The sequence below is a fragment of the Planotetraspora kaengkrachanensis genome, from assembly GCF_016862895.1.
GTDB lineage: Bacteria > Actinomycetota > Actinomycetes > Streptosporangiales > Streptosporangiaceae > Planotetraspora > Planotetraspora kaengkrachanensis.
In genome coordinates this window covers 176,862-202,924 of sequence record NZ_BONV01000013.1, presented here as the reverse complement: position 1 = coordinate 202,924, position 26,063 = coordinate 176,862, and the positions used below count along the sequence as shown (strand labels likewise).

Genomic DNA, 26,063 nt, shown 5'->3' with positions numbered 1-26,063 from the left:
AGGTCGTCGACAGGGCCTCCGTCGGGGTGAGCCGGGCGCCCTGTCCCAGGTCGCGCCCGGCGGCCGGGTCGGCGCCCGCGCGAGCAGGGAAAACAGCGAGCAGATCATTCCGTTACTAGGGCAAGGAACCGCCACGAACGCGGCGGGGATGTGTTCCGGCCTCGTCCAGCGTAGGCTCACGGGGCGTGAGCTTGGATCTGGACTTCGCTGTCAGGCATTCGGGACGGCAGGCGGCGGCGCTGACGCGGCGCGACGTGGCGCGCGTCCTGCTGGCCGTACCCTCGGGGCAGGCCCTGGTCTCCCTGTCTGACCTGCGCAAGGAACTGCTGGCCGCGGGCAATCCGCTGTCCGCCGTGTTCTGGGACTCGGCCAGGGCGATCCTGTCCCGCATCGAGTCGGGATCGGCCACGGTGGGAGACGTCCAGCGCTGGCTCGAGTCCAGCGGGACCGAGCCGATCCTGCTCACTCGCAGTTACTTCGTGTGGCCGGAGGAGAGCGAGCGCGGCCCCGTCGCCACCGAGATGTACGGGCGCATGGTCGAGTTCCTCGAGGGGCTCGTACAGGCCGGCGAGATCGACCCCGACGCGCTGGCCGCCGGTGACCAGGACGCCCGCCACGCCTTCGAGGAGTTGCAGGAGCACTGGCTCACCACGGCTCTGCCCGACGGGCGGGTTCCGAACGTCGTCGTCAGCGACGAGCAGGACCGGGAGTTGTTCGCCGCCTGGGACGAGGAGGAGGCCTTCGCGCTCAGCGAGCTTCGCCGTGTGCTCGGCGACCTGCCTGAACCGCCTCTCCCGTCCCAGGACCTGCGGTCCGCCGCCGGACGGCTGCGCGTCACGCTGACCCAGCAGGGCTATCCCGGCAACATCCTGCGGGCGTGCGCCGGGCTCGAGGACGGGATCCTGCCCGAGCGGGACGAGGACCTGTGGCTCGCCGTCGCCGCCGGGATCGCCGCCCCGATCTCCGACCTTCCCGACGAGGAGGACGCGGCCCGCTTCTTCGACATGGAGGGGGAGCTGAGCCACGAGGACTCGATCCTCGCCTCCCTCTGCGCGATTCACCACGCCGACTGGCTGGCGGTGGTGATCACCCTGGCCCGCTACGGCCCGGGAGTGCTCGCCTCGCCGGAGCGGATCGCCCGGTTCATCGCCGACTCCGAGGACATCGACGTCGAGCCGGACGACCCGGAGGACCTCGAGGCGACCGAGATGCTCTTCACGGCCGTCACCCCGCTGTGGGCGCACCTCGGCATCGTGGACAAGGCGGAGGTGCTCACGCCGCTGGGCTGGTGGGGACTGCCCAAGGCGCTCGAGCGGGCCTGGTCGGTGGACTGATCCGCGGGCGGACCCGCCGGAGGCGGACCGGCCGTCCGGCCGGTCCGCGGGCGCGACGTGTCAGTCCGCGGACTCGACGGACTTGACGGTCTCGCGGTGGCCGTCGTCGACAAGGTCGCGATACTCGGGGTGGTGCTCGATGTAGGCCGCCACGAACGGGCACAGGGGCACGACCTTGAGGCCTGCCTCCCGCGACCGGTCGAGCGCCGTGGAGACGAGCTTGCTGCCCAGTCCCTTGCCCTCGAACTCGTCGCGGATCACCGTGTGCGTAAAGACGATCTTTCCGGGTCGTAGCCGGTACTCCGCGAAGCCGGCGACCTGGCCGTCGACCAGGATCTCGTAGCGCGCCTTCTCCGCGTCGTCCACGACCTCGGTCACGCGTCGTCTCCGTTCTTGCGGTCCTCGGGCCTGTCGTCCGGCCCCTGGATCTTGGCGAACTTCCTGTTCATCGACTTGATGAGGAAGAACAGGGCGACGCCGATCGCGGCGACGACCATGAATGCGAGGATCCCGGGGCCGACGTGGGTGTAGTCGGGTGTCACGTTCACGGGTCCAGCTTACGAGCAGGCAGGGGAGACCCCCGCGTGGATCCCCGTGAACAGGTCGTCCTCGGGCAGCGAGGTGTCGACCAGCGAGCGCGCGAGGTGGTAGTCCTCGGTCGGCCACGCCTCCTGCTGGATCTCGATCGGGCACACGAACCAGAACCCGTCCGGGTCGACCTGCGTGGCGTGCGCCAGCAGGGCCCGATCCCGAGTCTCGAAGTAGTCGGCGCACGGCACCCGGGTGGTGACCTCCCACTTCTGCGGGCGGTCCTCCCAGCGCGAGATCCAGTCGGCGTACGGCGAGCCCATCCCGCGCTCGTTCATGATCGCGTGCAGGGCCTCGAACCGCTCCCTGGTGAAGCCCATGTGGTAGTAGAGCTTCAGCGGCTGCCAGGGCTCCCCGGTGCCCGGGTAGCGGTCCGGGTCGCCGGCCGCCTCGAAGGCCTCCACCGACACGCGGTTGGTCATGATGTGGTCGGGGTGCGGGTAGCCGCCGTTGTCGTCGTAGGTCAAGATCACGTGCGGCCGGAACTCGCGGATGGCCGCCACGAGGGGCTTGGAGGCCACGTCGAGCGGCTGAAGGGCGAAGCATCCCTCCGGAAGCGGCTCGTTCTCGTCCTCGGGGAGGCCCGAGTCGACGAACCCGAGGAACCTCTGCTCGACGCCGAGGATCTCGCGGGCCGCGGCCATCTCCAGGCGGCGCACCTCGCCGATGTTCTCAAGGATCTCCGGGCGGTCCATCTTCGGATTGAGGATCGAGCCCCGTTCACCGCCCGTGCACGTGATCACGAGGACCTCCACGCCCTCGGCGACGTAACGAGCCATAGTGGCCGCGCCCTTGCTCGACTCGTCGTCTGGGTGCGCGTGAACGGCCATCAGCCTCAGCGGTGCACTCACGGCTCTCCTCAAGTTTCCTGGTAGCTCCCAGGAGAGGTTAGCTTCTATTCGGCCGGGTGCTTCGGATTAGCCGCCCGACCGAGACCCCGGACGACCCTCCGGGGACAATTGACTTCCACAACGCCGACAGACCACAGGGAGATTCCGCCATGTCGAGCGACGAGGCCGCGAGCGGCCCCGAGGGTCAGGTGCCCGGACCCATCCTCGGCACGCCGGACCAGTTCCAGCCCCGCCCGGCCACGCCCCGGCGGTTCCTGGCATATGCCGTGATCGGCGTCTTCGTGGCCCTGATGGCCGGAGGCTGGGGTTACGTGATGGTGGCGTTCAAGGGCAACCCCTCGGTGAGCGGCGAGGTGATCACCTTCGACGCGAGCGCCCCCTCGTCGGCGCGGATCACCTTCTCCGTGCACAAGCCGGCGGACCGTGCGGCGACCTGCCGGTTGCGCGCGGTCGACACCAAGCACATCGAGGTCGGCAGCCGCGAGATCGACATCCCGCGCGGCGAATCGGACGTCGCTTTCACGGAGACATTGAAGACCACTGCCCAGGCCACAGCGGTCCACGTCCAGTACTGCAATCTCGTATAGTGGATTCTTTGGGGAAGCGTTCGAAGGCGTTAACTTCCTAGCCTTCCGAGTCACTTACAGGAACAAGGAGAACCCGTGGCCGTCTCCCAGAACGAAAACGTCACCTGGCTGACGCAGGAGGCGTATGACCGCCTCAAGGAGGAGTACGAGTACCTTTCTGGCCCGGGTCGCACCGACATCGCCAAGAAGATCGAGGCCGCCCGGGAAGAGGGCGACCTCAAGGAGAACGGCGGCTACCACGCCGCCAAGGACGAGCAGGGCAAGATGGAGGCCCGAATCTTCCACCTCCGTCAGATCCTCGACAGCGCGAAGGTCGGCGAGGCTCCCCGCGCCGAAGGCGTCGTCGGTCCCGGGATGACCGTGACGGTGCGGTTCGGCGGCGACGACGAGGAGGTCACCTTCCTCCTGGCCTCCCGCGAGGAGAGCGGCGCACCCATCGACGTGTACTCGCCGAAGTCCCCCCTCGGTGCCGCCATCAACGGCAAGAAGATCGGCGAGAAGGCCACGTACACCCTGCCCAACGGCCGGCAGAACACCGTGGAGATCCTCGAGGCCGTGCCGTACATCGGCAACTAGGCCGACCGGAGCCGCGGGAACGCGTCTCACCCCGAAGCCGGGAGTCTCAAGGTAAAGGATTGCGAGATTCCCGGCTGTAAGGCAGGCTCGGGGATGGTCCGGGCCATTGATGCCGAAAGGGGTGAGATCGTGCTCGACGCCCGAGCGCGGCTCACCAGGGTCGTATCCGAGGTCCGCCAGGACCTCGCCTTCATTCCCCGGATGCCCAGGCGGGACCCTCACCGCCGGATCCGCAGTCTCCGCAGAACGCTGCCGTTGATCGGCGCGCTGCTGGCCTCCGTACTGATCCTGGACGTCGTGGTCCTGGCCGAACTGACCGGCAGAGAGCCGGACAAGGCGGCCTTCCGCGAGCAGGCGCCCCAGCCGGTGCGGGATCCGGGCGGTTTCGTCGCCGCCACCGCACCCGCCGTCGCCCCGACGCCAGCGGTCGCCCCGCTCAAGAAGCTGATCCAGCCACACCTGCTCGTGGTCGCCGCCCATCCCCTCCCGCCGGAGGACGTGGCCGAGGTTCGCGACCAGAAGGGCGTGACCGGGGCCGAGGTCGTCGACGCCGCCGAGGTGCGGATGGACGGCAAGCGGGTCCAGACACTGGGCGTCGAGCCGTCGACGTTCCGCCCGTACGCGCCGAAGTCGACCGCCAAGTCGGACGCCCTGTGGGCGAACATCGCCGCCGGCGACATGGCCGTGTCGTTCGATCTCGGCAAGGACGGCGGCCTCACGCTCGGCTCCACGGTGGACGGAGGCGGCAGGCAGTTACGGGTCGGGGCCTACGCCACCGTGGGGATGGGATCCATCTCCGCGGTCGTCTCCCGCCAGACCGCCAGGTCGCTGGGCATTCCCACGGGAAACGCCCTCGTCGTCAGCGCGCCGAAGGCCGACTCGGGGGACCTGCGGGCCAAGCTACTGAAGCTCCTGCCGAAGGGCAGCCAGGTGGCGACCATCAACCCGGTGGTCGTCGAGCGGCGCGGCCGTACGGCATGGCCTACTACGGCGTTCATGTCCACGGACCAGATCCAGGTAGCCCTCCAGGCCGCCCAGGCCAAGCTCGGCAGGCCGTACGTGTGGGGGGCGGAGGGACCGGACAGCTTCGACTGCTCGGGACTTGTGCAGTGGGCCTTCGCCCAGGCCGGGGTGCGGATGCCGAGGGTCGCGGCGCAGCAGTGGGCGGCCGGGCCGCAGATCCCGCTCTCGCAGGCGAGGCCGGGAGACCTGATCTTCTGGCGCAACGACCCCACGAACCCCGGTTACATCTCGCATGTGGCGATCTACTGGGGCGACGGCAAGATGCTGGTCGCGCCCCACACAGGGGACGTCGTGAAGTTCCAGGCGGTCTACACGAAGAACCTCGCCGGGGTCGTCAGAGTGAGCCCGGCGGTCGCCAGGGGCGTGCGCTGAGGGCTCAGATCGGGAGCCCCGCCTCGAGGTAGCCGATGGCCTCGTCGACGAGGTCGGGCAACGGCTGGGCGCCGTCCTGCTCGACCCACGAGAAGATCGCGGGCAACATCGCCCCCATCACGGCCCCCGCGAAGGTCCGTACGGCGGGGCTGTCCTGATCGGCGCCGGACCGCTCGGCGATGGCCTGTGCGAGAGCGTCGACCGTGGTGAACAGGCCCTCCGCTGTCCGCACGCGCACCGCGGGGACACTGAGGGACAACTTCGCCCGGAAGAGGGTCTGCTCCAGTTCCTCCGGCGAGAGCTCGTCGAAGGCCGCCCGGAACGCGGCCCGGACCGCCGGCAGTGGGGACAGGCCCGCCGGTTGCCGGACGATCTCGGCGATGAGCAGGGGGTCGTAGTCGTCCTGGACGACGACGTCCTCCTTGGTGGGGAAATAACGGAAGAACGTGCTCGGAGAGATCTCGGACGCCTCCGCGATCTGCTCGACCGTCGTGGCCTCGTAGCCGCGCTCGGCGAACAGCCGCAGGGCCTGCTCCTGGATCGTCCGCCGAGTCTTGGCCTTCTTCCGCTCACGAAGGCTCGTGGCCACGCTTTCCGAAGAGTCCGGATTGCGATCAGCGCGCGACGGTGAGCTCATGCTCCGATTCTGCCGTCTCGCCGGACCTCGGCGTACGGCCCGGCAGGAAGATCGCCATGAGGACCGCGGCCACCAGTGCCGTCAGCCCGCAGACGAGCAGGACCTGGTCCATCCCGGTGACGAACGCGTCCCTGGCGGCCCGCAGGAGAGCGCCGTCGCCGACGGCCAGGGCGCCGGTGATCGAGTCCTTCGCCGCCTCGGGGGCTCCGGCCGGGAGGCCGCCCACGTAGGTCGCGGAAAGCAGGCTGCCGAGGACGGCCACACCCATGGTGCCGCCGACCTGGCGCATGGTCTGCAACGTGGCGGATCCCGACCCGGAGCGCTCTTCGGGCAGTGTGGCCAGCACGCCGTCCATGGCGGGCACCATCGCGAGCCCCACGCCCGCGCCGATGACGGACAGCCAGAGGGCGACGAACCCGTAGCCCGTCGTCGCCGTGGTCGTCGCTCCGACGCCGAAGCCGCAGGCCAGCACCACCAGGCCGGCGGCCGTTACGGCGCGGAGTCCGAACCGCCGCATCAGCCGCTCTCCCACGAGGCCGCCCGCCATGAGGCCGCCCACCATGGGAAGCACGCGGATCCCGGTGCCGAAGGCGTCGTGCCCGAGCACGGCCTGCAGGTGCTGCGGGACGACGAACAGCACGCCCGTCATGCCCAGGCTGATGAAGGTCGCGCCGATCGCACCCCAGACGAACACCCGGTCGCCGAACAGTCCCAGGCCGATCATGGGCTGCCGGGTGCGGGTCTCCACCAGGACGAAGGCACCGAGAAGGACCACCCCCGCCACGAGTGCGGTGATCACCTGCGCGTCGCCCCAGCCGTCCGCGGGCGCCTGGATGATCCCGTACACGAGCGCGCCGAGACCGGTCACCGACAGCAGGCTGCCCGGGACGTCCAGCCGCGGGGACGCGGGGTCGCGCGACTCGGGGAGCAGCACGGCCGCGGCCAGGAAGGCGACGACCACCACCGGGATGTTGATCAGGAAGATCGAGCTCCACCGGAAATGGTCGAGCAGGTAGCCGCCCACGATCGGCCCGAGAGGCAGGCCGAGGGCCATTGCGGCGGTGAAGGCCGCGATGGCCCGGCCGCGCTCCGCGGGCGGGAAGATCACCGGCAGGATCGACGTGGACAGCGGCATGATCACCGCGGCTCCGGCTCCCATGAGCGCCCGCGCGGCGATCAGTGTGCCGATTCCGCCGGCCGTCGTCGCGATGACCGAGGCGACGCCGAAGACGGCGAGACCTCCCAGGAGCAGTCGCTTGCGGCCGAACCGGTCGCCGAAGGCGCCCGCCGGGAGCATGAGGGCCGCGAACAACACCATGTACGCGTCGACGATCCACTGCAGATCGCCGGTGCTCGCGCCGAGGTCGGCGGCGAGGGTGGGGAGGGCCACGTTGAGGACGGTCGCGTCCAGCCCGATGACCAGCACGCTGAGCACGAGGGCGCCGAGCGCCCACCAGCGAGAATTGAGAGTCGACATGATTTGAGAGTAACTATCAAAAAGTAGTGACTGTCAATGCTTGGCCGATGGGGAGGCGAGTTGTAATCTTCATTACATGGATGCAGAAGAACAGCTCCGCGGCTGGTTCGCGGGGCGGCTCCCCGAGGGCTGGTTCGCCGAACGGCCCGCGATCGTGCTCGACCGTGAGGAGATCACGGTCATCGGCACGCTTCCGCCGCTCACCGTGGCGGAGGGCCTGCCCGATGCGGAACGGGCCGCGGCCGCCGAAGGGTACGTCGAGCGGTTCCGCGAGGAGACCCGTGAGCGCCGCATGGAGATCGCGCGCGAGGCGGAGCACCGCTTCCGCAAGAAGGTCTCCTGGGGTGTGACGGTCGACGGTGAGACAGTGATGTTCACCACTCTCTCCGTGCCGGTCATGACCCGCCTGCGCCAGCCCGAACGGCAGGTGCTCGACACGCTGGTCGCCGCGGGAGTGGCGCGCAGTCGCAGCGACGCGCTCGCCTGGTGCGTCAGGCTCGTCGGCAGGCACACCGACTCCTGGCTCGCTGACCTGCGCGATGCCCTCCAGCACGTGGACCGCGTCCGTTCTGAGGGCCCCGGCCTGGTGGACTGAACCAATTGGCCGATAGGCCTAGACCATTCCTATTGGCCTATACCAATGTGTAAGCCGCGAGGGGTGGGTAAGGAAAACGGGACGTTTCTTAGAGAGTGGCCCGCATGGGTGTGTTCCCATGCAGCATCACCTCCTCTACCTGGTACGACGTCGAGTCAGACCGGGGGAGAAGGCGAATATCGCGAATTTAACGGCGTGGAAACGTGATGGTCTACGCCAATTGGCTTCGCTCGGTATTCGTCGTTGATGATGATTTGGCCCCGCGACAAGAGGAGCCATCCCGTGTCAGTTTCAGTAGAGGTATCGAATCCGACCACCCACGCGGAGCTCGCCGCGTGGGTCGCCGAGATCGCCGAGTTGACCCGGCCGGACCGGATCGAATGGTGCGACGGTTCCGAGGCCGAATGGACCCGGCTCACCAACCTGCTCGTCGAGCAGGGCACCTTCACCCGGCTCACCCAGCGGATCAACAGCTTCTACGCCGCCTCCGACCCCAGCGACGTGGCCCGGGTCGAGGACCGCACGTTCATCTGCTCGGAGCGTGCCGAGGACGCGGGGCCGACCAACAACTGGATCGCGCCCGACGAGATGCGGCGGACGTTCGCCGGCCTCTTCCAGGGCAGCATGCGCGGCCGGACCATGTACGTCGTGCCGTTCTGCATGGGCCCCCTGGGCGGGAACATCTCGCAGCTGGGCGTCGAGATCACCGACTCGCCGTACGTCGTCGTGTCGATGCGGATCATGACGCGGATGGGTGAGGACGCGCTGCGCCTCATCGAGGAACGGGCGGACTACGTCAAGGCCGTCCACTCGGTGGGTGCGCCGCTGTCGCCGGGGCAGCAGGACGTCCCGTGGCCGTGCAGCCAGACCAAGTACATCAGCCACTTCCCCGAGACCCGTGAGATCTGGTCGTACGGGTCCGGATACGGCGGCAACGCGCTGCTCGGCAAGAAGTGCTACGCGCTGCGCATCGCCAGCGTGATGGCCAGGGACGAGGGCTGGCTGGCCGAGCACATGCTCATCCTCAAGCTCACCCCGCCCGAGGGAGAGGCCCGCTATGTGGCCGCGGCGTTCCCCTCGGCGTGCGGCAAGACCAACCTCGCCATGCTCCGGCCGACGATCCCCGGCTGGAAGGTCGAGACGATCGGCGACGACATCGCCTGGATGCGCTTCGGCCCCGACGGGCGGCTGTACGCGATCAATCCCGAAGCCGGTTTCTTCGGCGTCGCCCCCGGCACGGGGGAGAGCACGAACGCCAACGCGGTCGAGACCCTGTGGGGCAACAGCATCTTCACCAACGTCGCGCTCACCGACGACGGCGACATCTGGTGGGAGGGCCTCACCGACGAGCCGCCCGCCCATCTCACCGACTGGAAGGGCCGCTCCTGGACGCCGGACTCCGCCGAGCCCGCCGCGCACCCGAACGCGCGCTTCACCACTCCGGCCGGGCAGTGCCCGACGATCGCGCCCGAATGGCAGGACCCGGCGGGCGTGCCGATCTCGGCGATCCTCTTCGGCGGGCGCAGGGCCACCGCGGTCCCTCTCGTCACCGAGTCGCTGAGCTGGCAGCACGGGGTCTTCCTCGGCGCCAACGTGGCCTCGGAGAAGACCGCCGCCGCCGAGGGCAAGGTCGGCGAGCTGCGCCGCGACCCCTTCGCCATGTTGCCGTTCTGCGGCTACAACATGGGCGACTACTTCGCCCACTGGCTCAAGATCGGCGAGTCCGCCGACACGGCGAAGCTGCCGCGGATCTACTACGTCAACTGGTTCCGCAAGGACGCCGAGGGCCGGTTCGTCTGGCCGGGCTTCGGTGAGAACAGCCGCGTGCTCAAGTGGATCGTGGAACGCCTGAACGGCCAGGCGGAGGCCGTGCCGTCCCCGATCGGAAACCTCCCTGCCGAGCTCGACACCGAGGGGCTCGACATCTCGGAGGAGCACCTGCGGCTCCTGCTCACCGTCGACCCCGAGGTCTGGCGTGAGGAGGCGTCGCTCATCCCGGCGCACTTCGAGACCTTCGGCGACCACATGCCCGCGCAGCTGTGGGCCGAGTACGACGCCCTGGTGAAACGACTCGGCTGATCCTGTACGGCTTGCGCCACGGATGCGAAGATTCTTGGGAATCGAGCGTCCAATCAGTAGACGAGGCGCAAGCCGTACTACAGCCGCCGTGGCGTGACGCTCCTCCTCCTCCCCCAGGAGGTCGACATGGAGTACGTGCTCCTCGTCGTCGCCGTCGTGATCGCCGGATTCACCACGTTCGTCGTGGGGACCATGCCGGCGGCCGGCGGTAATGGGGACGGCGCCGGGCCGGCCGGCCGGGATGAACTCGATCTGTACGAGCTGGCCTACCTCGCCGACGGCCCCCACCGTGTGGTCGACACGGCGATCGTCGCGCTCATGGACAGGGAGTTGGTCCGGATCTCGCGGGGAGGCCGCGTCCACTTCGTGTCCAGGGCGGCCCGGGTCTCGGACGACGCCGTCGAGCAGGCCGTCCTCGCGTCGGTCTCCGCTCGCCCCGGGGTGAGGTCGGCCCAGCTCCGCCGGGATCTCCCGGTGAGCCCCGCGATGACCGGCCTCAAGTCGCGCCTGGTCGCCAAGGGTCTGCTGATCTCCGACGGGACCGCGGACAGGCGCCGGCTGGAGGCCGGTGTGCTGACCGGGTTCATCGTGTTCGAGTGCCTTGTCGTCGCGCTCGCACTCCTGGTGCAGGTCGTCGGCCTCGTTTCCTGGAGCGTGCCGTCCGTCGCGGCGGTGCTCGTGAACGTCCTGGCGGCCCTGTACGGCCTCCGCGTCCGCCGGCGCCACACGCTCCAGATGACGAGCGTGCTCACCCCGGAAGGGCAGCGAGCCGTGCAGGACGCCCAGGCCCGTACGGCGGCCTCGGCGGCGGCACGCGAGCCGTCGCATCGGACGGCGAAACGGCGGGCCCGAACCGGCGTGGCGAGACGCCCCGTCGGCGCCGCCCTGGCCGTCGGCGTGGCGGTCTACGGGCTGGGGGCGCTGCCGGATCGGGGGATCGCGCAGCAGATCGCCACCGAGGTCGATCGCAAGGACGCGCGGGAGAAGGAGCAGGACACCGGCTCCGCGGCCGGAGGCGGCTGCGGTGGGGGCGGTTGCGGGGGCGGAGGCTGCGGAGGCTGTGGCGGGTGCGGAGGCTGAGATCCTCCACAGGCCGGTGCGCCGCCGATCCCGTACGGCATGGGCCCCTGTGGGGGAAACTTCCGGCGATTCCCGTGCGTCTAACCGGGTAGACGGGGCGCCGACCGTATGGCCCGCGGGGCGGTGGTTACGCGCTTCCTCCTCTCCCCCAAAGGAGGTCGACATGGAGTTCGCACTTCTCGTCGTCGCGGTCGTCGTCGCGGTTCTCGCCTGGAACGCGGCGTCGGCTTTCACCCGGGAGCACCGCAGGATCCGGTCGATCTCCGGCTTCAGCCGGGACGATCTCACCCACTACGAGCTCGCCTATCTCGCCGGCGGCCCGCGTCGTGTGATCAACACGGCGATCGCGCTGCTCGTGGAGCGGGAACTCGTCCGCGTCGCCCGGGGAGGCCGCGTCACCGTCGTCGCCGGAGCCGTTCCGCCCACAGAGGGAGTCGAGCGGGCCGTACTCGACCTGGCGGCCGCACCGGGCGGTCGCTCGACGTCGGAGATCCGCCACGAGGTCGCGGCCGGCCCGGCGATGACCGACCTCAAGTTGCGCCTGATCGCCAAAGGGCTCCTGCTGCCGGACGGCGCACTCAACGGCCCACGTGCGATCAACACCAGATTGGGGTTCCTGGTCGCCCTCGCCTTCGTGGTCACGGCCGTCAACCTCATGTTCCTTCTCACGGGTCGTCTCCCGTGGAGTCCGGCGTTCGTCGCGGCCATGCTCGTGGCAGGCGTCACCGCCGTGGCCGGCCTGCGGGCCCGCCGCCGTTACTCGAGATCGCTTCCTGGCCTTCTCACGATGAGCGGGCGCGAGGCCCTCGAGACCGCGCAGGCCAGGAACGCGCGTACACGGGCCGAGCCGGCCTCCGTCATGGCGGACGGCGCGCTCTACACCGGTGTGGCAGGCGGCGTCGCCCTCTACGGGCTGGGTGCGATGCCCGATCAGACCGTCGCGACCGAAATCGACCGGGAACGGGATCACAGCCTGAACGGCCCGAGCGGCTCGTCCGGCTGTGCGTCGGGGTCCTGCGGAGGCGGAGTCTCGGGTTGGGGGACCGAATCCGCCGGATCCGACGGCGGTCATTCGTGCGGTGGCCATTCCGGCTGCGGAGGCGGTTCGAGTTGTGGTGGAGGAGGGTGCGGTGGCGGTTGTGGAGGGGGCAGCTGAGCGGGCCGAGCTGGGAGTCGGCATCGGATGGCGCTCGGAGATCGACCTGACGGTCGAGCGGCTCGACGTCGACTTCGTCGAGGTGATCGCGGAGAACGTCGACCCCGCCCGGCTGCCGGAGTCGCTCGCCCTGCTGCGCGCACGGGGCGTCCCGGTCATCCCGCACGGCGTGGCCCTCGGCATCGGCGGAGCGGACGAACCCGACCCGGCACGCCTCGCACATCTGGCCGCCTGCGCTGAGGCGCTCCAGGCGCCGCTCGTGAGCGAGCACCTGGCGTTCGTCCGCGAGGGAGACCTGGAGGCGGGGCACCTGCTGCCCGTTCCCCGGACTCGTGAGGCCCTTTCCGTCATCGCGGAGAACGTACGGCTCGCGCAGGCCGCCCTCCCCGTGCCGCTCGCGCTGGAGAACGTGGCGGCGCTGTTCGGCTGGCCGGGGGACGAGCTGACCGAAGCGCAGTTCCTCAATGAGCTCGTCGAGCGGACCGGGGTGAAGCTGCTGGTCGATGTGGCGAACCTGTACACCAACCAGGTCAACCTCGGGCTGGACGCGAGCGACGCCCTCAACGGGCTTCCGCTCGGCGAGCTCGCCTACGTGCACGTGGCCGGCGGTCACCTCCACGGCGACGTCTGGCACGACACCCACACCGCCGCCGCCCCGGAGGCGGTGCTCGACATCCTGGCGGAGTTGTGCGGCCGCGTACGGCCCCCCGGGGTCCTGCTCGAATGGGACGACGCCTATCCGAGCGACCGGGCGATGGCGGCCGAGCTTGACCGCATCCGCGCCGCCATGGCACGTGGCCGGGCCGCGCGTGGCTGAGCGGGCGGCCGTGCCGTACGGGGAGGGCTGGCGCGACCACGGGCCGGCGGAGGCGGCGCGCGAGTCGCTGCGGGCCGCCCAGGCGGCTCTGCTCGCGGCCCTGGTGGCCGGGGGCGCGGTGCCCGACGGTTTCGACCGTGTACGCGTCAGGATTCAGGCGCACAGCCTCGTCGCGAAGCGGCGGGGAATCGTCGCCCACAGGCGGCCCGACCTGGTCGTCTCACTCGGCTCTGATTTCGCCGCGACGTTCGCCGCCTACGCCGACGGCCGTCCCAAGCCCGCCGGAGGCTCGCAGGCGGACGCGAGGAACTTCGCCGACTGGCTGGGCCAACAGGGACGGTTCCCCTCAGAGGGGGACGGGCGTGGCGCGTCTACTCCATGAGTCCCGCGATAATTGCCTCACCGAGGCTCCCAGGTCGCGAAGGAAGAGGACTTCATGGGCGTGCGCGATCTCGTGTACAAGCTGTACGAGCGCAGGCTCGAGCGCAAGCTCTCCTCGAATCAGATTCCCCGCCACGTCGGCGTCATCGTCGACGGCAACCGGCGCTGGGCACGGGCCATGGGGTTGCGCGACGTCAGCCACGGCCACCAGAAGGGCGCCGACAAGATCTCGGAGTTGTTGGTCTGGTGCCGGGAGGCCGGTGTCGAATACGTGACACTGTGGTTGCTCTCCACCGACAACCTTTCCAGGGACAAGGCCGAGTTGGGGCCGCTGCTCCAGGTCATCGAGGGGCTCGTGCAGGACCTCGTCGACCAGGGCTGGCACGTGTCCCCGATGGGGTCGCTCGACCTGCTGCCCGATCACACGGCTCGTGTCCTCAAAGATGCAAAAGAAACCACATCGCATCGTCCCGGGCTGATTGTGAACGTTGCGGTTGGGTATGGAGGAAGACGTGAGATCGCTGATGCGGTGCGCTCCCTCCTCCAGGAGCACGCAAGCAAGGGCGCGAGCATCGAAGACCTCGTCGAGGTCCTCGATGTCGAGCACATCGCGGAGCATCTCTACACGCGCGGCCTCCCCGATCCGGACCTCGTCATCCGGACGTCGGGCGAGCAGCGACTGTCCGGATTCCTGCTCTGGCAGAGCGCCCACTCCGAGTTCTATTTCTGCGAGGCCTACTGGCCTGATTTCCGCAGAGTCGACTTCCTGCGGGCGCTCCGCTCCTACGCCGCGCGTAACCGGCGGTACGGCTCCTAGGCCGCCGAGATCATTCCAAACGGTACATGAACTGCCTCTTTCGGACAGCGCCCAACTATTGGGTCGGGAGGCTTCATTACGTACCGTGGTAGGTGAGTCGCCATCGACCTGGTCGATGGCTCTTACCTGGGGAGAGGGCCCGTCCTTGCGTCACGACCTTGCGAGGCGGGCCGGAGTCCCGACCCGCTTCCGCAGGTCACGGGCCCGGTCCGTTCACCACCAGTCAAGGCAGGGCGCCGTCTTCGGTGCCCGGGGGAGAACGCGTGGCAGTGTCCTCGAACAACCCGTCCGCATCCCGCACCTACGTTCTGGACACCTCGGTCCTGCTCGCTGACCCGGCGGCGATGAGCCGCTTCGACGAGCACGAGGTCGTCCTCCCGATCGTCGTCGTCACGGAACTCGAGGCCAAGCGGCATCACCCCGAACTGGGGTACTTCGCCCGCGAGGCCCTTCGCTTCCTCGACGACCTCCGGGTGCGGCACGGGCGGCTGGATGAGCCGATGCCGATCGGCGTCGGAACCATCCGGGTCGAGCTCAACCATAGTGATCCATCCGTCCTTCCCGCCGGCTTCCGCCTCGGGGACAACGACACCCGCATCCTCACGGTCGCGCAGAACCTCGCGGCCGAGGGCCGCGACGTCGTCCTCGTGTCGAAGGACCTTCCGATGCGCGTGAAGGCCGCCTCCATCGGCCTGGCCGCTGAGGAGTACCGCGCGGGGATGGTGGTCGAGTCGGGCTGGACCGGCATGGCCGAACTCCAGGTCACGACCGAGGAGATCGAGACTCTCTTCGAGAACGGCACCGCGGACCTGGAGGAGGCCCGCGAGATGCCCTGCCACACCGGACTGCGCCTGCTGTCGAGCCGCGGCTCCGCGCTCGGCCGGGTTCTGCCGGACAAGTCCGTACGGCTGGTCAGGGGAGACCGGGAGGTCTTCGGCCTGCACGGCCGGTCGGCCGAACAGCGGATCGCGCTCGACCTGCTCATGGATCCCGAGGTCGGCATCGTCTCCCTGGGCGGTCGGGCGGGCACCGGCAAGTCGGCGCTCGCCCTGTGCGCCGGTCTGGAGGCCGTGCTCGAACGGCGTCAGCACCGCAAGGTCATCGTCTTCCGCCCGCTCTACGCCGTCGGCGGCCAGGAGCTCGGCTACCTGCCCGGTTCTGAGAACGAGAAGATGGGCCCGTGGGCGCAGGCCGTCTTCGACACCCTCGGCGCGGTGACGTCGCCCGAGGTCATCGAGGAGGTCTTGGACCGCGGCATGCTCGAGGTGCTGCCCCTGACCCACATCCGCGGCCGCTCGCTCCATGACGCGTTCGTCATCGTGGACGAGGCGCAGTCGCTGGAGCGCGGCGTGCTGCTGACCGTGCTGTCGCGGATCGGCGCCAACTCCCGCGTGGTGCTCACCCACGACATCGCCCAGCGCGACAACCTGCGCGTGGGCCGGCACGACGGCGTCGTGGCGGTCGTGGAGAAGCTCAAGGGACACCCGCTGTTCGCGCACATCACGCTCACCAGGTCGGAACGGTCTCCGATCGCCGCGCTGGTGACCGAGATGCTGGAGAACATCGCCGTCTGACGGCCGACGTCACGGGGGGAGATGGCCGTCCCTGGGGGCCAGATCCCAGTACTCCCGGCACGTGTGGACCTTCAGGGGTCCCGTGTCGCCGGGAGTGCCGTGCGCGATCTCCACGGCCCAGACCTCTGAGCGCAGCCGTGCCGTACAGGTGATCTGGGCCATGGCGATCCTGGATATCCGCGGGCCGCTGACGAACACGCGCATGCGCAGGGTGACGGTGTTGTCCGGATCGTTGCGGCTGCTCGCGTCGGGCACGTACCGGACCAGCTGCACCTCCGCCAGGTGCAGTCCGTCCAGCGCCGTGTTCAGCCGTTCCGTGGGCTCGGCGTCCGCCCTGAACAGGGTGGCCATCAAGTCGCTGACATGCGGAGAGCCCACGGCGACGCTCGTCAGCTGGAGCCGTCCGTCCCGGACGAGATAGATCCTGGTGAGGCTCGCCGCCCCGCGCGCGATGGGCGCGGGGCCGGTGTCGACGACGCCCGTGGGCGGCACGCCGCACCCCGCGGCGGCGAGCAACGCGACCAGGAGCGCGAGGCCGCTCCGCAGGACCCGTCTCATGATCGGGGGATCCTGAGACGGAACAGGGTGCCGGGCTCGCAGCGCTCCGCCGTGATGGTGCCGTTGTGCAACTCCGCGTTGGCCTTGGCGATCGCCAGCCCCAGCCCGCTGCCCACGCTTCTCGCCCGGTCGGACCCGGCCTTGAAGAACCTGTCGAACACGTGCGGCAGCGCCTCCTCGGAGATGCCTCTCCCGTGGTCGCGCACGGTCACCTCCAGTCCCTGCCTGTCGACGCGGGCGCGGACCAGCACGGGCGGCGAGCCGTGCTGAAGCGCGTTGCCCACGAGGTTGGCCACGATGACGTCGAACCGGCGCGGGTCCAGGGAGAACATCAGGCCGACGGGCATGGTGAGCTTCACCTGGTCGGCCCAGCCGCGCATCTCGAGGGAGTCGGCCAGGCAGTCGCCCACGTCGACGCGTTCCTGCCGCAACACGGCCGCGCCGGAGTCGAAGCGGCTGATCTCGATCAGATGCTCGACCAGCACCCGGAGTCTGTCGATCTCGCGGACCACGATGCGCATCGCCTCGCCCGCGTCGTCGGGCAGCCGCGCGGCGTCCTCGGTGAGCATGTCGGTCACCGCCGTCATGGCGGTCAGCGGAGTCCGCAGTTCGTGGGAGACGTCGGCGACGAAGCGGCGGGACAACGACTCCAGCGTGCGCAGCTCCGAGACCGTGTGCTCCAGGGCCGCCGCCGTCTCGTTGAACGTCGCGGTGAGCTCGGCGAGCTCGTCCTTGCCCCGGACGGGGAGCCTGACGTGCAGGTCCCCGGATCCCAGCGCCCGGGCGGCCACGCCGAGCCTCCGTACGGGCAGCAGGACGCGCCGGGCCGACACCAGCGCGACCGTCAGCGCGATCGTCAGCGTGATGCCTCCCGCCTGCGCCAGGGCGGTGCGGAGGCGGAACAGGACGCCCTCCTCCTCGGCCAGGGAGACGAAGACGTACGCCGTGAGTCCCGTGGCGCGCTGGGCGCCGCTCTGGTTGATCCGCTGGATCTGGGTGGCCACGAGCAGCCACGGCTGGTTCCCGATGCGCAGGCGCTGGTAGACGAGCCTCCTGCCGGACTGCCACCTCAGCTGGTCGGGGACGTCGCTCAACGTGAAGCGGCCGTCGGGGCTCGTGTGCTGGAGGTCTCCGTACGTCATGATCACCGAGCGGCCGGGGGCGTTCAGCGCGTTGACCAGGCCGGCCAGGTCGTCGTCGGTGACGGTGCTGTCGCTCGGCCACACGACGTCGCTGGCGCCGATGGGCAGGGTGATCGTGGAGAGCGTCTCGCGAACGTCGGCGACTGCGGCGCGCTCGGCCCGGTCCAGCAGTTCCCGCCGGACGAGCTGGTAGCCGAGTCCCGCGACCATCGCGGACGCCGTCACCGCCACCAGGAGGAAGGTGATCACCAGCCTGGCGCGCAGCCCGGTCGGCAGCCAGGTCATGGCGGGCTGAAGCGGTACCCGAATCCGCGGACCGTGTGGATGAAGACCGGGTCGGCGGGCACCGGTTCGATCTTGGCCCGGATCCGCTGCACGCACGCGTCGACCAGCCGCGAGTCCGCGACGTGGGTGTGGTCCCAGACGGCCCGCAGCAGGTAGCGGCGGTTGAGCACCTGGCCGGGATGGCGGACGAGCTCGAGCAGCAGGCGCAGTTCTGTGGGGGTGAGGTGGATCTCGCGGCCGTCCAGACTGATCTTGAGCGCGCCCCGGTCGATCACCAGGTCGCCGAAGCTGACGCGGTCGGAGGACGCGGACTCGAGCCGCCGGAGGATCGCCCGGATGCGCGCGTCGAGAACGCGCGGTTCGACGGGCTTGACCACGTAGTCGTCGGCGCCCGCCTCCAGCCCCACGACCACGTCGAGGTCGTCGCCGCGCGCGGTCAGCAGGATGATGGGCAGCGAGTCGAGCTTGCGGATGCGGCGGCAGACCTCAACGCCGTCGATGCCGGGCAGCATCACGTCGAGGATGACGATCTCGGGCCTGCGCGCCCGCACGTGGTCGAGGGCCTCCTCACCCGACGCGTACGTCGTCACCGAGTGCCCCTGGCGGGTGAGCGCCAGTTCGAGCCCGGTGCGGACGGAGGGGTCGTCTTCGACGAGGAGGATGCCTGCCACGCGGTCATTATGGTTCTGTCCGGACGTTCTCCCATCTTCGACATGAAACTGTGACATCGGGCGCACATGATCCACATGTAAAGAGGGGAGAGTGGCAAGGACTTCCCGTTGGGCATGCAGTGGCATGATTTACGGGTGATGTGACCAAAATCACATTTCTATGGAAAGTCCATGTAGCAGGCGGGTTAGGTCAAGAGAACACCAAGTGTGTTTCTCGATTAGGTGCGCAACACCTCCCAAGACAGGGCAAGCTCAGGTGCCGTGAGCTCTGGTCAGCAGCTGAGGGATCGTCCGCCCGCGCCCCGTTCTCGATCGAAGCGTCCCGGCGTCAAGTCCAAGCCTGGCTGGGTGACCCCCAAGCGGGTCGCCATCATCGGGGTCACGATCGCGGTCCTCGCCGGCGGCACGGCCTACGTGGTCCGCACGGCCATGGAGAACGCCAAGGCGCCGAGGGACGTGCTCACCCTCCAGGACATCGCCAACAGCGATCCCTACGCGCCCAACCCGGAGAACGACGCGCTCAAGGCGCACGCCGTCCAGGCGCTCAAGCAGGACAGGCTCAAAGAGGTCACCGACAGCCGCAAGGCGAACCTCGACCCGGTGAAGATCGTTCCGAAGGCCCCGGGCGGTGGCGGCTTCCCTGTGGCCAACTTCCCGCCCGGCTCCACCCCGGACCCCGGCAGCAACAAGGCGCTCGGCAAGCAGATGGCCGACGCCCGCGGCTGGAGCAGCGAGTGGGGATGCCTCGAGAAGTTGTGGGACAAGGAGAGCCACTGGAACGAGCGGGCGATGAACCGCTACAGCGGCGCGTACGGAATCCCCCAGTCTCTGCCGGGCAGCAAGATGGCCAGCGCGGGATCGGACTGGCAGACCAACCCCGCGACCCAGATCAAGTGGGGGCTCGGGTACATCGCCGGCCGCTACAAGTCGCCCTGCGGCGCCTGGGCGCACTCCCAGTCGGTCGGCTGGTACTAGGCCGTATCGGCCCAGCCTCCGGCGAGCGGGAGCACGCCGGATCGGTGCGCGTCGCGTTGCTCCGCGATCCACGCCTCGACCTGGTCGACGGAACGCGCAAGCGGCCGGCCCGTGGTGTCGAGCACATGGGTCCGCCAGCGCGGGTCGGTCGCGGCCCATCCGGTCCAGCGGTTCCAGACCATCTCGGGCGCGCCGCCGTTCGTGACGGCCTCAGGCAGATGACGGGGGTCGCGGGCATGCCCGCGGTGCCACGCGGCCCAGCCGAGGAACGCGGCGACGGCGGAGGCGTCCCATCGGCCGGGATCACGTCCGACGAGCCTGTCGCGCCGCTCGTCGCCGGCGACGTCGACCAGGCACACGGCGATCGCGTCCAGCAGAGGAGCTGAGGGGACGGCCAGGACCTCCCCCAGCGGAGACTGGCCGGTGAGCAGGAGGTCCACCCCACGCTCCTGGTAGTCCAAGGCTCTGCGCACCCACAGTTCGGTCGTCCGCTGGCGCCAGGTGCGGTCCGCGCCCTCCGGCACACCGGCTTCGTCGAAGTCGTGCACCGCCACTCCTCGGAGCCTGCCGGCCACGGAGAAGGCGAGTGTCGACTTGCCCGAGCAGCTGGATCCCGTCAGCTTGAGCAGCATCTCGCCAGCCTGGCCGATCGGCGGCGATCGCGTCCAACGGGATTTCGCGCCGGTCCGGCCGTGGATCGCCGCCCTGCACGCCGGCCGCCGGCGGCCGGTCCGGTCCACACCGGTGAGGCGTCCATTCTCTGGTCAGATTTGGTCGACCATTCGGCAAGCCTGAGGGACACCACCGGTCCGCAATGCACCCTTGCCCTCATGGGTGTGAAGGTCAGCGTGGTTGTGCCCGTGTTCAACCCCGGGCTGGCGGATGACGCCTTCGGCGCGTGCGTGCGTTCGCTCCTCGAGCAGTCGCTCCCGCCGGAAGAATACGAAGTGATCTTCGTAGACGACGGGTCGACGGACGGCGCCCGCGACAGGCTCGACGCGATGGCGGCCAACCGGCCCAACGTCCGCGTGCTGCATCTGGACCACAGCGGCTCCCTCGCCCGGGTGCGCAACATGGGCCTGTCCGCGGCCCGCGGCGACTACGTCTACCTGATGAACCAGCGAGACCGGCTGGAGTCCGCCGCGCTGGAGCACATGTACGGCATGGCGGTCGAGGCCGACGCGGACGTGCTGGTCGGCCGCGTGGTGGACGGCGGGCCGCCGCTGTCGGCCTTCGCCGGGAACCAGCCGCGCGCGGACGTCCTGCGCGACCACCTGCTGGCGCTGCCGACGGCGCACAAGCTGTTCAACCGCGAGTTCGTCGAGGCCCTCCAGTTGCGCTTCCCCGACCGCCCGCTGTCCGAGCCGTCATTCGTGACCAGGGCGTACCTGGCGGCGAAGGTGGTCGCGATCCTCGCCGAGGAGATCTGCTGCCACCTCGGTCCCAGCGAGGACGATTCGCCCGATCCCGAGGCCCTGTTCGACGGCCTGCACGCGATCCTCGACGTCGTCGACGCCCACACCGGGCCAGGCAGGCAGCGCGACCGCGTCTACGCCCACTGGTACCGGGCGCTGGGGCTGCGGCGCCTCGGCGGCAGCCGGTTCCTGGCGGCCTCCGAGGACGAGCGCACGATCCTGTTCTCGCTGATGTACCGCCTCACCGTCGAGCGGTTCCCGCCCGCCCTCGACGCCTACCTCCCCGTTCACCTGAGGGCGCGGGTGGCGTTGCTCCGGCACGGCAGGCTGCAGACGCTCGTCGAGCTCGCCGCCGCTTCCCAGGGAACGAGGCTGCGCGCCGAGCTGCGCGACGTGCGCTGGGAGCAGAGCGTGCTGGCCCTCGACCTCGGCGTCGAGATCGTGCGCGCCGACGGCAGCCCGCTGTGGTTCCGCGAAGAGGGAGGGCGGCTGTTCTGGACGCCCACCGTGCCCATGGACGGGCTGCTGGACCAGGAGACCGCCGACGTCACCGACGCCGCGGACAAGGCCCGTATGGAGGTCTACATCCGCGACGCGGAGACCGGAGTCATGTACTTCCTCCCGGTGACGAGCACGGTCGACCGGGACACGGTGGGGGACCAGGTGCGCGTCCGGGCGAGCGGCGAGGCCCGGCTCGACGTGGGGTCGGCCGCCCTCGGCAGGCCCCTGCGCCCCGGCGTGTGGGAGGTCCATGTGCGGATGCGCGGCGTGCACCCCTGCCGCACCCGCGTCGCCCGGCCCGACGCGCCCATGAACTGCGCGGGCATCCTCGCGGAGGATCCCCGCCGGCTGGTCGTGCCGTGCTGGTCGGAGCGCGGCGAGCTCGGCGTCTGCGTCGAACCCAAGTCGTTCCCCGATTCCATCGCGCTGGTGTCGTCGAAGGCGTCGGTCGCCCGCCAGGAGGGGCACGTCTTCGTCGTCGTGCCCGTGCCGTACGTGCCGCCGAGCGGAGGGCCGCCGGCCGAGCTGGTGCTGCGCCAGGGGGACGGACGCGGGCGGAGCACGACGGTCCCTGCGTTCGTCGAGCCGGGGATCCCCGGGCGCCTGGCCGGCCAGCTCATCGCCAAGGTGCCGGTGAGCAGGACGCGCGGGGACGACAGCATCGGGCCGGGATCCTGGCGGCCGAGCCTGCGGATCGACGAGAAGGACGTCGACCTGCTGTTCGGCCTGGCCGTCGGCCGCGGCGGGCAGGTGAGGGTCCTGCCCGCCGGGACGCGTCCCGCACCGTCGTTCCTCAGAAGGATCGCGCGGCGGGTGCTTCGCTACCGTCCGAGCAGGTGAGCCAGCAGCGCCTCGCGGAACTCCGCGGGCCGGTCGATCTGGGGGCCGTGGCCCGCGCCCTCGATGACCACCTCGCGGTAGTCGCCGTAGAGCTCGAGGGCGGCGCGGGTCTGGGCGATCATCGGCTGGGCCGGCGTGCCGTCCCAGCCGGGGACCGCGCCGATGGCGCCCAGGTGGGCGAGGTCGAACAGTGACGTGTCCGAGACGATCACGTCCTGCTCACCCCTGATCCACAGGATCGGCGGCTTGGGCTCGATCGTGTGCAGGTCGTCGATGCGGAAGTTCGTGGGGGCGAGGGTGTTGAGCACGCCCCGCTTGCCCGGCGCGATGCCCGGCCACGCCTCTGCCGCGGACATGTCGCCCGGGTAGTGGTCGTCCCCGATGCGGGTGGACAACATGGACTCGACGAACGCGTCCTCCTCCTCGCCCAGGTCCGTGCCGGGCGCCACGTAGGCCGCCCGCAGCACCGCGCGGGGCGACACGGGAGAGTCGGCCGTGAGGTCGCGTGCCTTGATCGCCGCCACGAAGTCGGCGTTCGCGGCGCCGCCGCCCGAGCCCGTGCCGTCGGGGTGGTTGAGCGTCCCCTCGGGGCCCCGCGTCCCGCCGAAGCCGTACGGCGAGCAGGGGTTGACCAGGGTGAGGCTCCTGACGGCCTCAGGCCGGTCCCGCAGCGCCTGCATGACGACGGCGCCGCCCAGGCTCCAGCCGACGAGGTGGGCGGGCCCGATGACGTCGAGGTAGGACAGGACGTCGTCGGAGTAGTCCCGCACACCACGTGAGGCGTCCACCGGCTCGGGGTCGGACTCGCCGAACCCGCGCAGGTCGAGTGCGAGCGGCCGGACGTCGCCGGCGATCGCCTTCATCGTGGAGTGCCAGAACGTGCTGGACGAGACGTTGCCGTGGACGAAGAGGACGGGCTCGCCCGCCGACTCCGGCACTGAGACGACGTTGAGGTTCAGGCGCGAGGTGGTGACGCGCTCGGATGTGAGGGATGGACTCATTGCGTGGCTCCGAGAGAGCAGGTGTTTTCCAGGTCGCCCGTCGCCGGGCGGGGGAGGGTGCTGCTTGCGGGGGGTTGCGTGCCGTTGCCGATCCACTTCTCGAGAGCGGTGAACGCGCTGCGGAAGCAGGGCAGCAGCGGGCGCAGCTGGTCCGGGGCGGTCGGGTACAGCACGTCGACGTGGTTGCCGCCCTCGACCCGGTAGTACCGGAACAGGCCGCCGCGGTGCTGGTCGCCGACCATGGTGGCGTAGACGTCCGAATCCTGGCTGATCGGGAGCAGGGTGTCCAGAGTGCCGTGCACCGTGATCAGCGGCCGCTTGATCTTCCCGGTGAGGGAGACCTTCTCCACGGCCTTGTGCACGCTCCTCGGCCTGGACGCGTAGTCGTAGTCGGCGTCGCACGCGGGCGTGCCTGAGGCGCAGAACGGCGTGCCCGCCTGGGTGGCGCCGTCGAAGTCCGGGTCGAACTCCTCGCGGTAGATCCGCTGGGTGAGGTCCCAGTAGATCTGGTAATGGAACGGCCACAGGAACGACGAGCCGGGCGCGAAGCCGGCGGCGGTCACGCCCGCGGTGTCGCCCGCCGGGTAGGCCCGCAGGGCGGGCGGCAGGAACGTCATCAGGTTGGGGCCGTCGGCCGTCCAGAGGACGCCCTCCCAGTCGACGCCGCCGTCCCACAGGTCGGGACGGTTCTCCAACTGCCAGCGCACCAGGTAGCCGCCGTTGGACTGGCCGGCGACGACCGTGGTCTTCGGGGCCTTGCCGTACCGCTTCTTGACGACCTTCTTGGCGGCGACGGCCAGCTGGCTGACCCGGTCGTTCCACTCGGCGACGGCGTCGCCGGGGCGCTTGCCGTCGAGGTAGAAGGTGGTGCCGGTGTTGCCCTTGTCGGTCGCGGCGTAGGCGTAGCCCTTGGCGAGCACCCAGTCGGAGATGGTGAAGTCGTTGGCGTAGGTCTCCCTGTTGCCCGGTGACCCGGCGACCACCAGGCCGCCGTTCCAGTGCTCGGGAAGCCGGATGACGAACTGCGCGTCGTGGTTCCAGCCGTGGTTGGTGTCTCCGGTCGAGGTGTCGGGGAAGTACCCGTCGATCTGCGTGCCGGGCACGCCGGACGGGTTCACCGCCCCCGCCGAGTTGAGACCCGTCCAGTCGGCCACGTCGGTGTGGCCGGAGGCCACCGTGCCCGCCGTTGTGAGGTCGTCGAGGCATGCGCTGATCTGGTGCTCGGCCCCGGGCACGGCGATGCTGCGGCAGGTGGACGCGGACGCGGGTGCCGCGGACAGGCCGGCGGCGGCGACCACCGCGGCGACGAGCAGTCCCTTGACGCGACGGAACATCAGGCCTCCTTGACGGCGTGGACGGGCTGCGGGCCGGGGTTCGACGACGCCTCGACGGCGGCCAGATCGCGGTCCCGGGTCTCCTTGGTCACGAAGACGGCGACGAGGGTGAGCACGGCCGCGACCGCCACGTAGACGGAGACGGGAAGGCCGGAGCCGTAGGAGTCGAGCAGCTTGACCGCGATGATCGGGGCGAGCGCGCCGGCCACGATCGAGGCGAGCTGGTAGCCGATCGAGACGCCCGAGTAGCGCATGCGGGTCCCGAACATCTCGGAGAAGAACGCCGCCTGCGGGCCGTACATCGCGCCGTGGAACAGCAGTCCGACGGTCACGGCCAGCGTGACCAGGAAGAACGACTTGGTGTCGATCAGCGGGAAGAAGGCGAACGCCCACAGGCCCATCGCGGCGGCGCCGAACAGGTAGACGGGACGGCGGCCGACCCGGTCGGAGAGCGCGCCCCACATCGGGATCGTGATGAAGTGGATCGCCGAGGCGATGAGCACCGCGTTGAGCGCGGTCTGCTTGGCCAGCCCCGCCGCCTCGACCGCGTACACCAGGATGAAGGCGGTGATCACGTAGTAGGAGATGTTCTCGACGAGCCGGGCGCCGATCGCGAGGATGACGTCGCGCCAGTGATAGCGCAGCACGTCGAGGATGGGCACCGACGGAGCCTTCTCCTGCTTGGCGAGCGCCTCTTGGAAGACCGGCGACTCGCTGACCGTCAGCCGGATCCACAGGCCGATCAGGACGAGCACGCCGGACAGCAGGAACGGGATCCGCCAGCCCCAGGAGAGGAAGGCGTCGTCGGACTGCACGGCCGTGAGCAGCGCGAGCACGCCGGTGGCGATCAGGTTGCCGCCCGGGGCGCCTGCCTGCGGCCACGATGCCCAGAACCCGCGGTTACGCGGCTCTCCGTGCTCGGAGACGATCAGCACCGCGCCGCCCCATTCGCCGCCGAGTGCGAATCCCTGGACCAGCCGGAGCAGGGTCAGCAGGACCGCGGCTCCGGTGCCGAGCGTGGCGTAGGTGGGGAGCAGGCCGATCAGGAACGTCGCGCCGCCCATCATGAGGAGGCTGATGACGAGCAGCCGCTTGCGGCCGAGCCGGTCGCCGTAGTGCCCGAAGACCAGCCCACCGAGCGGACGGGCGGCGAAGCCCACAGCGTAGGTGAGGAATGAGAGCAGCGTGCCGGTGAGCGCGTCCTGCGTCGGGAAGAACAGCTTGTTGAAGACCAAAGCCGCGGCGGAGCCGTACAGGAAGAAGTCGTACCACTCGATCGTGGTGCCGATCAGGCTGGCTCCGACGATCTTGCCGATTCTGGTGCGGGGTTGGGGGGTGCTGACCATGTCGAACTCCTCGCATGGGGGGTTCCGGCCAACGTACGCAGTGACCCGGGT

Annotated in this window: 26 protein-coding genes; 14 read left to right on the top strand and 12 right to left on the bottom strand. The window is 69.9% G+C overall.

Going from position 1 to position 26,063, the window contains the following annotated elements:
* The first annotated feature begins 185 nt into the window (after positions 1–185).
* A complete protein-coding gene (locus Pka01_RS16800; protein ID WP_239115060.1) occupies positions 186–1,334 on the top strand; it encodes a hypothetical protein in 1,149 nt (382 codons plus the stop codon).
* Positions 1,335–1,394: 60 nt separating this feature from the next.
* Here the strand turns inward: Pka01_RS16800 and Pka01_RS16795 are convergent, their stop codons facing one another.
* Genes Pka01_RS16795 through mca form a run of 3 tightly spaced genes read right to left on the bottom strand, consistent with a single transcriptional unit; the run spans position 1,395 to position 2,773 of the window.
* Positions 1,395–1,712, bottom strand: coding sequence for a GNAT family N-acetyltransferase (locus tag Pka01_RS16795; protein ID WP_203883687.1), 318 nt, complete (start codon positions 1,710–1,712; stop codon positions 1,395–1,397).
* Positions 1,709–1,882 (bottom strand): hypothetical protein, encoded by a 174-nt coding sequence (locus Pka01_RS16790; RefSeq protein WP_203883686.1) that lies wholly within the window; start codon positions 1,880–1,882, stop codon positions 1,709–1,711. Before Pka01_RS16790 ends, Pka01_RS16795 begins: the two co-directional genes overlap by 4 nt.
* Before the next feature lie 9 nt (positions 1,883–1,891).
* Positions 1,892–2,773 carry a mycothiol conjugate amidase Mca gene (gene mca / locus Pka01_RS16785; protein WP_239115059.1) on the bottom strand — a complete coding sequence of 294 codons (882 nt, stop codon included), beginning with the start codon at positions 2,771–2,773 and terminating at the stop codon, positions 1,892–1,894.
* Between the two features lie 149 nt (positions 2,774–2,922).
* On the opposite strand from mca, the gene Pka01_RS16780 reads away from it, so the two are divergent.
* The 3 genes from Pka01_RS16780 (at position 2,923) to Pka01_RS16770 (ending at position 5,331) form a co-directional block, all read left to right on the top strand.
* Positions 2,923–3,360: a DUF4307 domain-containing protein gene (locus tag Pka01_RS16780; RefSeq protein ID WP_203883685.1), complete on the top strand. Its 438-nt coding sequence runs from the start codon at positions 2,923–2,925 to the stop codon at positions 3,358–3,360.
* Positions 3,361–3,435: 75 nt separating this feature from the next.
* Positions 3,436–3,936 (top strand): transcription elongation factor GreA, encoded by a 501-nt coding sequence (greA, locus tag Pka01_RS16775; RefSeq protein ID WP_203883684.1) that lies wholly within the window; start codon positions 3,436–3,438, stop codon positions 3,934–3,936.
* A gap of 129 nt (positions 3,937–4,065) precedes the next feature.
* Positions 4,066–5,331 (top strand): C40 family peptidase, encoded by a 1,266-nt coding sequence (locus tag Pka01_RS16770; RefSeq protein ID WP_239115058.1) that lies wholly within the window; start codon positions 4,066–4,068, stop codon positions 5,329–5,331.
* Positions 5,332–5,335: 4 nt separating this feature from the next.
* On the opposite strand, the gene Pka01_RS16765 is transcribed toward Pka01_RS16770, so the two are convergent.
* Together Pka01_RS16765 and Pka01_RS16760 are read right to left on the bottom strand one after the other, a co-directional pair.
* A complete protein-coding gene (locus Pka01_RS16765; protein WP_203883682.1) occupies positions 5,336–5,968 on the bottom strand; it encodes an acyl-CoA-like ligand-binding transcription factor in 633 nt (210 codons plus the stop codon).
* Entirely contained in the window at positions 5,946–7,445 is a 1,500-nt protein-coding gene (locus Pka01_RS16760; protein WP_203883681.1) for an MFS transporter, read from the bottom strand. Before Pka01_RS16760 ends, Pka01_RS16765 begins: the two co-directional genes overlap by 23 nt.
* Positions 7,446–7,521: 76 nt before the next feature.
* Between Pka01_RS16760 and abmR the strand changes: the two genes are divergently transcribed.
* The 8 genes from abmR to phoH2 all read left to right on the top strand — a co-directional run bounded on the left by abmR (position 7,522) and on the right by phoH2 (position 15,944).
* Positions 7,522–8,040 carry an ATP-binding transcription factor AbmR gene (abmR, locus tag Pka01_RS16755; protein WP_203883680.1) on the top strand — a complete coding sequence of 173 codons (519 nt, stop codon included), beginning with the start codon at positions 7,522–7,524 and terminating at the stop codon, positions 8,038–8,040.
* A 282-nt stretch (positions 8,041–8,322) separates the two neighbouring features.
* Positions 8,323–10,119, top strand: coding sequence for a phosphoenolpyruvate carboxykinase (GTP) (locus Pka01_RS16750; RefSeq protein ID WP_239115057.1), 1,797 nt, complete (start codon positions 8,323–8,325; stop codon positions 10,117–10,119).
* 93 nt (positions 10,120–10,212) lie between these two features.
* Positions 10,213–11,199, top strand: coding sequence for a TIGR04222 domain-containing membrane protein (locus Pka01_RS16745; protein WP_203883679.1), 987 nt, complete (start codon positions 10,213–10,215; stop codon positions 11,197–11,199).
* A gap of 163 nt (positions 11,200–11,362) precedes the next feature.
* On the top strand, positions 11,363–12,355 hold the full coding sequence (locus Pka01_RS16740; protein ID WP_203883678.1) for a TIGR04222 domain-containing membrane protein: 993 nt from the start codon (positions 11,363–11,365) through the stop codon (positions 12,353–12,355).
* Positions 12,330–13,172, top strand: a complete 843-nt coding sequence (locus tag Pka01_RS16735) for an MbnB/TglH/ChrH family RiPP precursor modification enzyme (protein ID WP_239115056.1) — start codon at positions 12,330–12,332, stop codon at positions 13,170–13,172. Before Pka01_RS16740 ends, Pka01_RS16735 begins: the two co-directional genes overlap by 26 nt.
* A complete protein-coding gene (locus Pka01_RS16730) occupies positions 13,165–13,554 on the top strand; it encodes an SCO6045 C-terminal-like domain-containing protein (RefSeq protein ID WP_203883676.1) in 390 nt (129 codons plus the stop codon). The genes Pka01_RS16735 and Pka01_RS16730 overlap by 8 nt, the downstream gene beginning before the upstream one ends.
* 54 nt (positions 13,555–13,608) lie before the next feature.
* A complete protein-coding gene (locus tag Pka01_RS16725; RefSeq protein WP_203883675.1) occupies positions 13,609–14,370 on the top strand; it encodes an isoprenyl transferase in 762 nt (253 codons plus the stop codon).
* Positions 14,371–14,633: 263 nt separating this feature from the next.
* A complete protein-coding gene (phoH2, locus tag Pka01_RS16720; RefSeq protein WP_275414471.1) occupies positions 14,634–15,944 on the top strand; it encodes an RNA 5'-3' helicase PhoH2 in 1,311 nt (436 codons plus the stop codon).
* Positions 15,945–15,953: 9 nt separating this feature from the next.
* Here the strand turns inward: phoH2 and Pka01_RS16715 are convergent, their stop codons facing one another.
* The 3 genes from Pka01_RS16715 to Pka01_RS16705 are packed head-to-tail and all read right to left on the bottom strand — an operon-like array spanning position 15,954 to position 18,600.
* Positions 15,954–16,502 carry a hypothetical protein gene (locus Pka01_RS16715; protein ID WP_203883674.1) on the bottom strand — a complete coding sequence of 183 codons (549 nt, stop codon included), beginning with the start codon at positions 16,500–16,502 and terminating at the stop codon, positions 15,954–15,956.
* Complete coding sequence (locus Pka01_RS16710; RefSeq protein ID WP_203883673.1) at positions 16,499–17,929, bottom strand: ATP-binding protein; 1,431 nt, start codon at positions 17,927–17,929, stop codon at positions 16,499–16,501. The genes Pka01_RS16715 and Pka01_RS16710 overlap by 4 nt, the downstream gene beginning before the upstream one ends.
* Positions 17,926–18,600: a response regulator gene (locus tag Pka01_RS16705; protein WP_203883672.1), complete on the bottom strand. Its 675-nt coding sequence runs from the start codon at positions 18,598–18,600 to the stop codon at positions 17,926–17,928. The genes Pka01_RS16710 and Pka01_RS16705 overlap by 4 nt, the downstream gene beginning before the upstream one ends.
* A 348-nt stretch (positions 18,601–18,948) precedes the next feature.
* Between Pka01_RS16705 and Pka01_RS16700 the strand changes: the two genes are divergently transcribed.
* Positions 18,949–19,575: an aggregation-promoting factor C-terminal-like domain-containing protein gene (locus Pka01_RS16700; RefSeq protein ID WP_239115055.1), complete on the top strand. Its 627-nt coding sequence runs from the start codon at positions 18,949–18,951 to the stop codon at positions 19,573–19,575.
* Here the strand turns inward: Pka01_RS16700 and Pka01_RS16695 are convergent.
* Positions 19,572–20,207, bottom strand: a complete 636-nt coding sequence (locus Pka01_RS16695) for a hypothetical protein (protein ID WP_203883671.1) — start codon at positions 20,205–20,207, stop codon at positions 19,572–19,574. The two genes, Pka01_RS16700 and Pka01_RS16695, sit on opposite strands and share 4 nt — an antisense overlap.
* Positions 20,208–20,405: 198 nt before the next feature.
* Between Pka01_RS16695 and Pka01_RS16690 the strand changes: the two genes are divergently transcribed.
* Complete coding sequence (locus tag Pka01_RS16690; RefSeq protein ID WP_203883670.1) at positions 20,406–22,331, top strand: glycosyltransferase family 2 protein; 1,926 nt, start codon at positions 20,406–20,408, stop codon at positions 22,329–22,331.
* Here Pka01_RS16690 and Pka01_RS16685 read toward each other — a convergent pair.
* From Pka01_RS16685 to Pka01_RS16675, 3 genes are read right to left on the bottom strand one after another with little or no spacing between them, the layout of a single operon-like run.
* Positions 22,313–23,332 (bottom strand): alpha/beta fold hydrolase, encoded by a 1,020-nt coding sequence (locus Pka01_RS16685; protein WP_203883669.1) that lies wholly within the window; start codon positions 23,330–23,332, stop codon positions 22,313–22,315. The genes Pka01_RS16690 and Pka01_RS16685 overlap by 19 nt on opposite strands.
* Positions 23,329–24,666 carry a prolyl oligopeptidase family serine peptidase gene (locus tag Pka01_RS16680; protein WP_203883668.1) on the bottom strand — a complete coding sequence of 446 codons (1,338 nt, stop codon included), beginning with the start codon at positions 24,664–24,666 and terminating at the stop codon, positions 23,329–23,331. Before Pka01_RS16680 ends, Pka01_RS16685 begins: the two co-directional genes overlap by 4 nt.
* Entirely contained in the window at positions 24,666–26,012 is a 1,347-nt protein-coding gene (locus tag Pka01_RS16675) for an MFS transporter (RefSeq protein WP_203883667.1), read from the bottom strand. The genes Pka01_RS16680 and Pka01_RS16675 overlap by 1 nt, the downstream gene beginning before the upstream one ends.
* Positions 26,013–26,063: the final 51 nt, after the last annotated feature.

Bases quoted from the DNA above. Each gene is read 5' to 3' on its own strand.
- Pka01_RS16780 (WP_203883685.1), top strand. From the start codon at position 2,923: ATGTCGAGCGACGAGGCCGCGAGCGGCCCCGAGGGTCAGGTGCCCGGA.
- Pka01_RS16765 (WP_203883682.1), bottom strand. From the start codon at position 5,968: ATGAGCTCACCGTCGCGCGCTGATCGCAATCCGGACTCTTCGGAAAGC.
- Pka01_RS16760 (WP_203883681.1), bottom strand. From the start codon at position 7,445: ATGTCGACTCTCAATTCTCGCTGGTGGGCGCTCGGCGCCCTCGTGCTC.
- abmR (WP_203883680.1), top strand. From the start codon at position 7,522: ATGGATGCAGAAGAACAGCTCCGCGGCTGGTTCGCGGGGCGGCTCCCC.
- Pka01_RS16740 (WP_203883678.1), top strand. From the start codon at position 11,363: ATGGAGTTCGCACTTCTCGTCGTCGCGGTCGTCGTCGCGGTTCTCGCC.
- Pka01_RS16725 (WP_203883675.1), top strand. From the start codon at position 13,609: ATGGGCGTGCGCGATCTCGTGTACAAGCTGTACGAGCGCAGGCTCGAG.
- Pka01_RS16715 (WP_203883674.1), bottom strand. From the start codon at position 16,502: ATGAGACGGGTCCTGCGGAGCGGCCTCGCGCTCCTGGTCGCGTTGCTC.
- Pka01_RS16710 (WP_203883673.1), bottom strand. From the start codon at position 17,929: ATGACCTGGCTGCCGACCGGGCTGCGCGCCAGGCTGGTGATCACCTTC.
- Pka01_RS16695 (WP_203883671.1), bottom strand. From the start codon at position 20,207: ATGCTGCTCAAGCTGACGGGATCCAGCTGCTCGGGCAAGTCGACACTC.
- Pka01_RS16690 (WP_203883670.1), top strand. From the start codon at position 20,406: ATGGGTGTGAAGGTCAGCGTGGTTGTGCCCGTGTTCAACCCCGGGCTG.
- Pka01_RS16685 (WP_203883669.1), bottom strand. From the start codon at position 23,332: ATGAGTCCATCCCTCACATCCGAGCGCGTCACCACCTCGCGCCTGAAC.
- Pka01_RS16680 (WP_203883668.1), bottom strand. From the start codon at position 24,666: ATGTTCCGTCGCGTCAAGGGACTGCTCGTCGCCGCGGTGGTCGCCGCC.
- Pka01_RS16675 (WP_203883667.1), bottom strand. From the start codon at position 26,012: ATGGTCAGCACCCCCCAACCCCGCACCAGAATCGGCAAGATCGTCGGA.